At 35.3% G+C, this 12358-nt stretch carries 6 protein-coding genes; 3 read left to right on the top strand and 3 right to left on the bottom strand.

Going from position 1 to position 12358, the window contains the following annotated elements; genetic code table 11:
- Nucleotides 1-175: 175 nt before the first annotated feature.
- The 3 genes from NJT12_RS03725 (at nt 176) to NJT12_RS03715 (ending at nt 4340) form a co-directional block, all read left to right on the top strand.
- Nucleotides 176-1450, top strand: coding sequence for a PQQ-dependent sugar dehydrogenase (locus tag NJT12_RS03725; protein WP_271334588.1), 1275 nt, complete (start codon nt 176-178; stop codon nt 1448-1450).
- Between the two features lie 211 nt (nt 1451-1661).
- Nucleotides 1662-3761 (top strand): TonB-dependent receptor, encoded by a 2100-nt coding sequence (locus tag NJT12_RS03720; protein ID WP_271334587.1) that lies wholly within the window; start codon nt 1662-1664, stop codon nt 3759-3761.
- 21 nt (nt 3762-3782) lie between these two features.
- The gene (locus NJT12_RS03715) at nt 3783-4340 is read left to right on the top strand and encodes a hypothetical protein (RefSeq protein ID WP_271334586.1); all 558 of its coding nucleotides are present in this window, start codon (nt 3783-3785) and stop codon (nt 4338-4340) included.
- A 106-nt stretch (nt 4341-4446) separates the two neighbouring features.
- On the opposite strand, the gene NJT12_RS03710 is transcribed toward NJT12_RS03715, so the two are convergent.
- The 3 genes from NJT12_RS03710 to NJT12_RS03700 form a co-directional block, all read right to left on the bottom strand.
- Nucleotides 4447-5334: a PorP/SprF family type IX secretion system membrane protein gene (locus NJT12_RS03710; protein ID WP_271334585.1), complete on the bottom strand. Its 888-nt coding sequence runs from the start codon at nt 5332-5334 to the stop codon at nt 4447-4449.
- A 24-nt stretch (nt 5335-5358) separates the two neighbouring features.
- Nucleotides 5359-10782, bottom strand: coding sequence for a T9SS type B sorting domain-containing protein (locus NJT12_RS03705; protein WP_271334584.1), 5424 nt, complete (start codon nt 10780-10782; stop codon nt 5359-5361).
- A 505-nt stretch (nt 10783-11287) separates the two neighbouring features.
- Nucleotides 11288-12349, bottom strand: a complete 1062-nt coding sequence (locus NJT12_RS03700) for a helix-turn-helix domain-containing protein (RefSeq protein ID WP_271334583.1) — start codon at nt 12347-12349, stop codon at nt 11288-11290.
- Between the last annotated feature and the right edge of the window lie 9 nt (nt 12350-12358).

The raw sequence follows: 12358 nt of genomic DNA, 5'->3' as shown, positions 1-12358 counted from the left end.
GTTTAAAATAATGCGCAAAGATACAGAATTACAACCAAACTGTAAGTATCAAAATAAGCTGGACACATATTTTTTTAAGAATGTTAAATATCACATAATATTTACAAATATTTTCTTGCAACTATTTTTAATTTTACTAAATTGTTGTTCTATAAACATTTAACCCTAAACCGAAATGAGAACTACTGCACAAATATTTTCGATATCCCTACTGGCAATAATGACAGCCTGCAACGGGCAGGTAAAAAAAGAAGAAAAAGAAGCTCTGGCAAAACAACCTGATATTATTGTAAAAACTGCTATTGGCGATCTCACTTTACCTCCACCGTACGCAACCGAATCGAAAACGAATAATAGCAAAGTGATTGGCTGGCCGGAAGGCAAAACACCAATTGCACCGGAAGGTTTTACAGTTACGAAATTTGCTGATGGTTTTGAGAATCCACGTTGGACCTACATTGCACCAAACAACGATATTTTTGTTGTGGAAAGCGGCACGAGAACAAGTAAAAATCAAATTATAATTCTTCGCGATAAAGACAAGGACGGAAAATTTGAAACTCGTGAAGTTTTTCTAAAAGACCTCAACAGACCATTTGGAATGTTAGTTCTTAAAGACTTTTTTTATGTTGCCAATACTGACGGCTTATATCGTTATCCTTATAAAAATGCTCCTTTAAAATTAGAAACAAAAGGAACCAAAATTCTTGAACTTCCTGCCGGAGGCTACAACAATCACTGGACAAGAAATATAATTGCTAATCCTGAGGGAACAAAAATTTACGTTTCGGTAGGTTCCGGAAGTAATGTTGGTGAAAACGGAATGGACAAAGAGGTGCGCCGTGCTGATATCTTAGAAATTAATCCTGACGGAATCGGTGAAAAAATCTATGCTGCCGGTCTTAGAAATCCTGTTGGAATGGATTGGAATCCTGTAAATAAGGAACTTTGGACTGCGGTTAACGAACGTGATGAATTGGGTGATGACTTGGTTCCTGATTATATTACAAGTGTAAAACGAGATGCTTTTTATGGCTGGCCATATTCTTATTACGGAAACAATCTTGATCCAAGAATGAAAGGTGAGCGCAAAGATCTTGCGGCCAAATCTATTGTTCCTGACGTTCCGGTTGGCGCTCATACAGCATCTTTGGGATTGGCATTTTATAACAAAACTGCTTTTCCTGAAAAATATAGAAACGGGGCTTTCGTAGGACAACATGGTTCCTGGAATCGTGCTAAAATATCAGGATATAAAGTTGTTTTCGTTCCTTTTGCTAACGGAAAACCTTCCGGGAAACCGGAAGATTTCTTAACTGGTTTTATTTCTAATGCTGACAAAGCTGAAGTTTACGGACGTCCGGTTGCGGTAACTGTCATGCAAGACGGGTCTCTTTTGGTTAATGATGATAGCGGAAATACAATTTGGAAGGTAACGGCTAAAAAATAAATTCCAAATTAGGTTTCTTAGAAACATAATTAATTTTACCGTAAAGAACGCTAAGTTTTTTTGTAGTTTTATAAAATGAAAAGTTCGCAAAGCTTTGTATCGAACTAGCTTTGCGAACTTTGTGTTTTATAAAGTTAACATAGGGTATAAATCTTAACGTTCTTTGCGGTTAATTTTTTTTTCATCCAGAAACTGCTCAACAAACTCTTTTATGATTTTAAAAAAATATTGTTTTCTTCTTCTTGTGTTTTTATGTTTCCATAACATCGAGGCACAAAAAAGAGAAAACAAAACTATTGATTCTTTAAAAACCCAAAAACTGGATGAAGTTGTCATTAGTTCACTTCATGTTAATGATCGATTGCAAAACACTCCTGCTTCTATTGGAATTTTATCTAAAAAAGACCTTTTGCAAAATAATGCCACAGATATTAGCACTGTCATTAATACAATTCCAGGAGTTTTTATGCAATCTTCTAATTTTACTACAACCCGAATTTCGATTCGGGGTATTGGCGCAAGATCTCCTTATGGAACTAATAAAATCAGGGCTTTTTATGGCAGTATTCCCCTGACTTCCGGAAATAGCGAAACGGTTATTGATGATATTGATCTGGAAAACATCGGACAAATTGAAGTTATCAAAGGTCCGCTTTCTAGTATTTACGGAGCCGGTTTGGGCGGTGCAATTTTGATTTCACCTCAACTTTCAAAGTCAAATGGAGAAAATGCCGGTGTCAGCAGTGTCTTTGGTTCGTTTGGATTACTCAAAAACAGCTTGAATTACAGCCTGAATGAGAAAAGTTCTAGTTTGAATATCAGTTATCATAATCTTAAAACGGACGGATGGCGAGAAAACAGTTCGTATAATCGGGAAGGAATAACGCTCGCCGGAGAATTATTTAAAAAGAAAAATAGCAAGTTGACCTATTTTTCGAATTACACATATTTGAAAGCTTTCATTCCAAGTTCGATTAGTAAAGAAGTTTTTGATAATAATCCAAAACTAGGTGCTCCAACATGGGTGGCTTCAAAAGGATATAAGGAATACAAATCGACTTTAGGTGGATTGGCTTATGATTTTAAAATTAATGATCATCTGCGCAATTCAACTTCGGTTTTTATTAATTATAAGGATAGTAATGAACCTCGTCCTTTTGATATTTTACGTCAATATACTTTTGGAACTGGCGGAAGAACGCAATTTTCGGGAGATTTTAAAATTAGTAAAATCGAGAATCAATTTATTGCCGGAATTGAATATTTCACAGATAATTATAACGGAAACACTTTTGAAAATCTATACAAAACCAATAATGGTCAAGGAAGTTTACAAGGCAATCAACTTACTGAAACAGACCAAAAAAGACATTTTTATAATATTTTTTCTCAAATCAGAACTTTGCTTTCGGATAAATTCGAATTACAAGCCGGATTGAATTATAATGAAACTCATTTTGAGCTAACGAATTCTCTTCCTAACAATACTTCTTCAACTGAAAAATACAGTTATGACGGAATCTTTTCGCCACAATTGTCTTTTCTCTTTAAACCCAATGAGCAAAAAACTTTGTACTTTTCGATAAGTAGGGGATTTTCATTGCCGGCCACCGAAGAAACACTTACAAGTTCAGGCAATATTAATCCGGATATAAAACCTGAAAGCGGTTATAATTTTGAAGCGGGTGGAAAATTCTATTTCTTCAATAAAAATCTCTATACAGAATTTGCTGTTTATCGAATGGAAATAAAAGATTTATTAGTGGCAAAAAGAATTGGTGATGACCAGTATGAAGGTATAAATGCCGGTAAAACATTTCATGAAGGAATCGAAATTTTAGCAAAACACAATTGGCCTATTAATCGGTTTTTCAATTTAAACTCTTACATCACTGCTTCCCTGGGGAAATATGAGTTTAACGATTTTGTCGATAACGGAAATGATTATTCAGGAAATAAATTAACCGGGGTCGCCGCAAATAAAGTAAATGCAGGAATAATTTTAAATATGGTTTTGGGTTTATATTTTTCTGCTGATTTTCAGTTTACAGATAAAATCCCCTTAAATGATGCTAATTCTCTTTATTCAGATTCTTATCATATCATTAATTTAAAAACAGGTTATCGTTTTCAAATTCTTCCTAATCTAAACACAAACCTGGCTTTTGGCATTAATAATGTCACTGACGAAAAATATGCCTCTATGATTTTGCCTAATGCCGTTGCGGTTGGAAACGCAAGTCCAAGATATTATTATCCTGGACTTCCAATAAATTATTACGGAACTATTGCATTAAATTATTTATTTTAGATGTGTATTAAATGTAAAAAAATGTCGTCTGAACTTCATCTAAAACTGGATTATGTAAATGCTTACCGAGAAAACCGGCTAATGGGAGCTCAGTACATTTTAGAAAATCAACATTTATTTGATGAATTGGTTCAAATTTGTTTTTCTCCCTTAGATAAAAACAATCATAAAGCATGCTGGATTTTAGAATTTATATCTTACGAAGAATTAATCTGGCTGCAACCTTATCTTAATTTTTTCTGTTCTAATCTGAAGGTTTTAAAAGATGAAAGTTCTATCAGGCCAATTGCAAAAGTGGTTCAGCTTCTGGTAAAATCACATTATAAGAAAAACGAAAACAGCATTTTACTGTCAGGAGAAAATTTACAAGATTGTATTGAAGCTTCTTTTGACTGGCTAATTAATGATGTAAAAGTGGCGACAAAAGCCTATTCGATCAGAACTTTATATATATTAGGAAATCACTATGATTGGATTCATCCCGAATTGCAAATTATCCTAAACAAAGATTATGCAGATCATTCTGCAGCTTATAAAGCTGTCGCAAAAGAAGTTTTAAGAAAAATAGAAAGACCTTAAATGATTTATATAAAATCAAAAGAGGACATCTGCAGATAGATGTCCTCTTTTTTACTACTCAAAAAAATAAAAAAAACGTTGTTTCGATTATTGTATTTGCCTTTTATTAAAATTTAAAGCGAAGAAAAAACTCGTTTGATTGTTTAGCACTTGCCATTACTTTACCTGTACTGGTTTCGTAAGCATAACCAATTGTCAGATGGTCAGTAATTGTTAAACCTGCTATTGCGGCATAAGCGTTATCAACTCTGTAACTTCCTCCTATTTCCAAAAATTTCTCTATCTGAAGCATCAAATTAACATCTACTGAAAGTGGCGAACCATTTACATAACGCATCATAAATGATGGTTTTAGCACCAATTCTGTAGCTGTATTAAAATCATAATCATAACCACTACTCAAATAAACATGTGCTCTGTCTGTTGCAACAGAAGTATAACCGTCTTTGTTTTTTGCACGCTCCGTATTTAACATTCTTGGAACAGAAAGGGATACAAAAAATTTATCATTTTTCAATAAAGCTCCAATACCTACGTTTGGATTAAAATGATTTATCGTAATCAAAGATGGATCTGATTGAGGCGAATAGGTCTCAAGTCCAGAGGTATTTACATTGTAGAAATTACCTCCTGCTTTTATTCCTAAATACAAATCAGTAAGAGCTCCAACCTGAATTTTGTATGAAAAGTCAATTCCTAATTGTGTTTGTTTTTCGATAAAAGTTTTATCATAAACCATAGAAACCCCTAATCCCAAATGATTCCCTACCGATGTACCAAAAGAGACTGCTTGCGTTTGCGGTGCATCTTTAATCCCTGTCCATTGCTGGCGAATTGTGCTCATTAAAACAGTTTCTCCATCAACACCTGCATAAGCCGGATTTACAACATTCATATGGTAACGATACGTTGTAAAAAGGCTTTCTTGCTGGGCAAAAAGCATACTACTAAAAAGTAGTAATGCTCCCGCCAATATATTTTTAATTATTTTCATTTCTAAAATTTTATTTTATTTCAATTACCTGTTAATATAGATCCATCCTTGTCTTTCGATAGTACCATCACCATCTAAATCAATTTGATAGTAATATGAACTTGACTCTGGCAGAGAACTGGAACTTCCTTTGTAATGTCCATCCCAATCATTTTGGTAATTTTTAGCAACAAACACTTCTGTTCCCCAACGATTAAAAACACGTACAATTGAATTAGGATGATTTTCGATATTCGAAATAACCCATGTATCATTGATACCATCTCCGTTTGGAGTAAAAGCTTCAGAAATATTCATCTGGTCTTTATCGCAGGCATCACCAATACCATTATTATTGCGATCTTCCTGATAAGGATTAGCAGTAATTGGACAGTTGTCTAACCAATCTTTGATTCCATCATTATCATCATCATCGTCACAATTGTCTAAAATTCCGTCATTATCATTATCTCCAAATTTATTTACAACTGTAACTTTCGCAGTAGCTGTTGCCGTATTTCCAGCTTTGTCTTTTACAGTCAGAAGAACCGCGTTGATACCAACATTGGTACAATCAAAAGAAAGCTTATCAAGACTTACTGATACGACACCACAATTATCAGAACTTCCGTTATTGATTTGATTCACTGTAATTGATGCATTGCCTGACGCATCAAGTTCTACTGTGAGATCTTTCGTTTTAGCCGTTGGGAGAACATGATCCTGAACCGTCACGATTGCGATTTCTGTAGAAATATTTCCGTGCACATCAGTAACAGTAAGCGTTACTTCATTTTCTCCGATAGCATTACAACTAAAACTATTTGGACTAACTGTAAGTGAAGCAATTCCGCAAAAATCAAAACTTCCGTTATCGATTTGGGCTGCGGTGATTGACGCATTCCCGGAAGCATCCAGCTGAACGGTTACATCTCTAGTAAGTACAGTCGCCGCAACTTTATCTTCGATAGTTACTGTTGCCGCTTTTACTGAAACATTACCGTAGGCATCTGTAGCAGTCAACGTGACATTATTGATCCCAATATTAGCACAGGTAAAGACATTTGGAAAAACTACCAAAGTTGGAGTTCCACAAGCATATATTGATCCATTATCAATATCAGATGCAACAATAGATACATTTCCTAATGTACTAAGTTGTCGTGTAATATTCTTTGTCAATACTTTTGGTACAATTTTGTTTTCTACAGTTATAATAGCTTCTTTAACATCAAAGTTTCCGTTTTTGTCGGTAACTTTTAGTTTAACCGTATTAGGTCCGATATTAGCACAAGTAAATTCTGTCTTATCTAACTCTCTTACTGCGATTTCGCAATTATCAGTTGAATTATCATCAACATCAGAAGCCTGGATTGTAGCAACACCAGAAGCATCAAGAAGAATGGTGATATTTTTTGTAATTACGATTGGTTTGATATTGTCTTCAACTATTACAGTTGCCTCTTTAGTATCAAAATTCCCATTCTTATCTGTTACCGTAAGTTTTACAATATTTGATCCAATATTAGCACAAGTAAATGATGTTTTATCAATTTCGATTGTATCGATTGTACAATTATCAGATGAATTATTATCAAGGTCAGAAGCGAGAATTATAGCATTTCCTGTTGCATCAAGTTGAACTGTTATGTTTTTTGTAATTACTGTTGGTACAATATTATCTACAACTGTTACTATTTGAATTACCTCAGCTGCATCATTTCCGTTAACATCTTTTACATTCCATTTGATTTCTGTAATTCCTACAGGATAAACATCTGTAAGTAATTTTGCGTCATTTCTCACTCCTATTGGAGTTCCAACTGTGCAATTATCTGTAGCCGTTGTCGAAACTGTTACGTTTGCACCACAAGTAGCGACATCAACATTTACGTTTTGATCACCATTTGAAGAAATCACCGGCATTTGGTTATCGATTACTGTTACGGTTTGAATTACCTCAACAGCATCATTACTATTTACGTCTTTTACATTCCATTTGATTTTTGTACTTCCAACTGGATAAACATCTGAAAGTAATTTTCCATCATTTCTTACTCCCGTTGGTGTTCCAACTGTACAATTATCCGTTGCTGTTGCCGAAACCGTTATGCTTGCACCACAAACATTGATATCAGTATTTACATTTTGATCTCCGTTTGAAGCAATTACAGGAATTTCGTTATCTGTTACTGTTATAGTTTGAATAACTTCAGCAGCAGTATTTCTATTCACATCTACTACATTCCAAGTGATTGTTGTAGTTCCTACAGGATAAACATCTGTAAGCAATTTTCCATCGCTTCGTACTCCTGTTGGATTTGCAACTGTACAATTATCAGTAGCCGTTGCTGAAACTGAAACAACTGCGCCACAAATACCTGAATCAGCATTTACTGTTTGATCTCCGTTTGAAGCAATTACAGGAATTTCGTTATCTGTTACTGTTACAGTTTGAGTTACTGTAACTGCAGCATTTCCATTAGCATCGTTTACATCCCATGTTATGGTTGTTGCTCCTAAAGGATAAACATCTGTCAATAATTTTGCATCACTTCTTACTCCTGTTGGAGTTCCAACTGTACAATTATCAGTAGCCGTTGCTGAAACTGAAACAACTGCGCCACAAATACCTGAATCAGCATTTACTGTTTGATCTCCGTTTGAAGCAATTACAGGAATTTCATTATCTGTTACTGTTACAGTTTGAGTTACTGTAACTGCAGCATTTCCATTAGCATCGTTTACATCCCATGTTATGGTTGTTGCTCCTAAAGGATAAACATCTGTCAATAATTTTGCATCACTTCTTACTCCACTTGGAGTTCCAACTGTACAATTATCTGTAGCTGTTGCAGAAACGGTTACGTTTGCACCACAAACTCCTGAATCTGTATTTACATTTTGATCTCCGTTTGAAGCAATTACCGGAATTTGATTATCTGTTACACTTACCGTTTGAGTTACTGTAACTGCTGCATTTCCATTAGCATCACTTACATTCCACGTTATGGTTGTAACTCCTATTGGATAAACATCTGTAAGCAATTGGGCATCGCTTCTTACTCCTGTTGGAGTTGCAACTGTACAATTATCTGTAGCTGTTGCAGAAACGGTTACGTTTGCACCACAAACTCCTGAATCTGTATTTACATTTTGATCTCCGTTTGAAGCAAGTACCGGAATTTGATTATCAGCTACCGTAACCGTTTGAGTTACTGCTGTTGCTGCATTTCCATTAGCATCGGTTATGTTCCAAGTTATTGTTGTTGTTCCTACAGGATAAAGAGCTGTAAGTGCTTTCGCATCACTTCTTACTCCCGTTGGAGTTCCTACTGAACAATTATCTGTTGCAGATGCCGAAACTATTATGTTAGCCCCACAAACTCCTGAATCTGCATTTACACTTTTATTTCCGTTCGAAGTGATTACAGGGACAATATTGTCCTGAATTGTTATTGTTGCATTCACTGACGAAACATTTCCACTATTATCAGTAACAAATAATACAACATTTTTTACGCCTACATCAGCACAAGAGTATGTTATTGAAGTCGTTTCTGCCGTTGCCGGAGCATAGTTAGCTTGTACGGCTAGTCGCTTTTGTGTTCCATTGCAAGGGTCTCCAAAAGTATCATTGCTAGAATAAATAATTCCGCTATTGTTATTAAGGAAAGCAGCTGTTACTAAACTTAAACTATTTGATGCACTACAACTACCATTAACAAAATTCCCACAAGTTCCTGTAGAGTTTCCATAATTAGCATAAACTATATTTTTAAAAACACTTCCCGCAGGTGCATTAAGTCTTAAAAAAGTTCCTTCACCGGCAACATTACAAACTGTGCCTACACTTCCGGCAGAGAATTTGTAATTATTAATTCCGCAATTATCGGTACTTCCATTACTTAGCTGACTCGCATTTACAGTTACACTTCCACTTGCGTTCAATTGCACTGTAATGTTTTTCGAGATTGCAGTTGGCTTTACATTATCTACTACAGTTACTGTTTGATTTACCGCAACTGCAGCATTTCCATTAGTATCTGTTACATTCCAAGTGATTGTTGTGATTCCCAAAGGATAAGCATCTGAAAGTAATTTTGCATCACTTCGTACTCCCACTGGAGTTCCAACACTACAATTATCCGTAGCTGTTGCAGAAACTGTTACAATTGCATCACAAACGCCTGGGCTTGTATTTACATTTTTAGCTCCGTTTGTAGTAATAACTGGAGCCGTATTATCTGAAGCAACAATGGTAAAAGACGCTGTCGTTGTTAAACTATTCCCATCGGTAACAGTTACACTATAAGGCCCTTTTGCAAGACCTGAAGCTGTTGAAGTGCTGCTGACATTTGGTGACCACGCATATGTATAAGGCACAGTACCTCCACTTACAGCAACAGAAAGTGCTCCTGTTAAATCACCACTGCATACAACATTTGCAGTTTGAGATATAGATGCGGAGTATAAACTTGTTATCACAACAGATCCATTTCCAGTACTGAAGCCAACGTTTGTTTTACTGGTCCCACTTAAAAAGGAACCACCGCCGCCGCCAACTTGTCCATCGCCATTTCCTCCATTATGTCCGCCAGCTCCTCCAGAATATCCGCCGCCGCCGCCTGCCCATGCATAACCAGAATTAGTACTATCTCCAGAAGCACCACCACCACCAAAACCACCATCTTTAGCATTAGATGTTGCTGTACCTCCTACAAATCTAGTCCCACCAATCGTAGCAGAACCTCCTCCAAATGCAGGATTATAATCAGATAACCAGCCAGCTCCAGGTCCTCCAGATAACATATTACGATTTGAAAATCCACCGCCATTGCCAGCAGTACCACCTAAAGACAAATATCCTCCAGCATCGGTAATATCATAACCATTAGGTCCGAAATTTGCATTGTTAGTATTTGGAACAACATTTAAAATTGACGCCAAAGCGCCGCCGCCGCCGCCAGCTGCAGACAATAATCCACCGCCACCGATTGCACCAGTATAAACAAATGAGCCCCCGCCTCCTGCTCCGCCGTTATATGAGCCTGTTAAAACAGTGGGTAAACCTTGTTGCCCAACAACAATATTTAAAACTGTACCAGCTGTTAACGGATAATCAGATTGAGCAATCATTCCTTGTCCACCAACACCATTACTAGAATTTTGACCAGATGCACCCGCCACTCTAATTCTATAATTACCCGTGACAGGCACAATCCATTCTTGAATCCCCTGAGTGTTAACGGTAACTGCTCCGGCAAGTGTCGTTGCTGTATAAGCAGTAGTAACTTGAGACTGTGTTGGACCAAAACGTCCGGTTGCCCCAGCATTTGTAAATGTATAAATGGTTTGCGAAAAAGACACTAACGGAAATAGCAGCGCTAACATCGTAAGTATCATATTTTTTTTTATTAGTAAATTTTCTATAGAAATCTTTGACCAATAAGTTGTCTTTTTTTTCATTAATTGTTTGGTTAATTAATTATTATCACTTTATTTTAAACTTTTGATAAACAGCAATATTTATTTGTTCCAAATTGTTAAAAACAATGGAATCTTTATTCATCAGGAGATAAATTATGTACTAAAAGGAAAATTAAAAACTGCTGAAAAAATCATTCGCATCATTTAATATGCAAATTGGCAATAAAGAGTTTTTTGAAAGTTGCGAAACACATTCGCGAAGTAAAGTAGTTTTGTTATCATTTGACTGGTTTAGAATTACCAAACAAAATTATATCGAAATCCAAACGTCGAATAGCCCATTCGGACACATCTATAGCCCGAAACGACCAACACAATTTACCATGTAAAAAACAATGTTTAAAACTTGAAGAACAACACAATTAAAAAACTATAAAACAACAAGTTAAAAACAAAAACAGGTATAAATACGGTGTTAATAAAAACATAAAAAAAACACAAAAAAGAAAACTTAAACAGCTGAAAAGAAAGAATTTTACACTGATTATAATCGAATTTCAGAAGGCATTTTTCCAAAACGTTTTTTGAAATTCGCCGTAAACTTGCTGGAACTTTTATAACCGGTTGCCAAGGCGATATTTTTTATCTGCATATCGGTATTTTGAAGCAGCTGCATGGCGAGAAGTAATTTTTTCTCTTTATGGTATTGCATCATCGAAATACCGTGAACCAATTTAAAAGTTAGTTTGAGTTTTGTTGGAGACATATCTACCTTTTTGGCAATATAGTCTACTCCTAAAAAAGGATTTGTTACTGTATCCAAAAGCAACTTTTCGGCTTCAGCTATTTTTTTATAATCAGGAGTTTCTTTTGGAGTATAATTACCAATAGGTTGCTCTATGTAAGCATTTTTAAAAAAGGTAGAAATCAATTGAAAAGTCTGCGTTTTTAAAATTGCTTTACTCAACAAATCGTGATTGTTCTTTTCTAAATTAATCAAAATTTCTTTAGATAATTCTGCTGCATTAGGCACAATATCCTGATAGGTAATAAAACCTTCATCAGAGGTAAGAACCTTTTTAATCTGATTCTCTACCGGTAAGCTTTCAAAAGAAAAATTGCGTTCTGCCCATTCTTTGCTAAATCCGTACAAATAAAATTCGCACACAGAACCTTTATAAAAATAAGCACCAAGTTCTGTTCCCGGTCTTTTGAAACCCCAATATTTACTTGAAAAAGGACTTTTATCGGCAAATGTATTTTGAAGTTTTACGTTGCTTTCAAAAACTGAAAATGTAAGCATATAATAGTCAAGTGGAAATTCCCGATCATAAATAGCTTTAAGCATAACATTTTTCTTAAAAGTGATACTTGTAGCAACAATCCAGAAACCTTCTTCGATTTCACGATATCGCATAACTCCATTAAAAAAAGGATTATTGATATAAACAGCCTGTTCTTCTTCGACATGTTTAGCAGAAGGAGAGTTCACGATACTTTGCACGACTATCTGAGGAGAATTATACAAATAAGGCAATTCGAAAAAACCATCTTTATAAAAGGCATTATTTCCTTTTATAAAATCAATCCACCTACCTATATTCATATTATGCTG

Source organism: Flavobacterium azizsancarii (genome assembly GCF_027980145.1).
GTDB classification, from domain to species: domain Bacteria; phylum Bacteroidota; class Bacteroidia; order Flavobacteriales; family Flavobacteriaceae; genus Flavobacterium; species Flavobacterium azizsancarii.
This window is presented reverse-complemented; position numbering and strand designations above follow the sequence as displayed.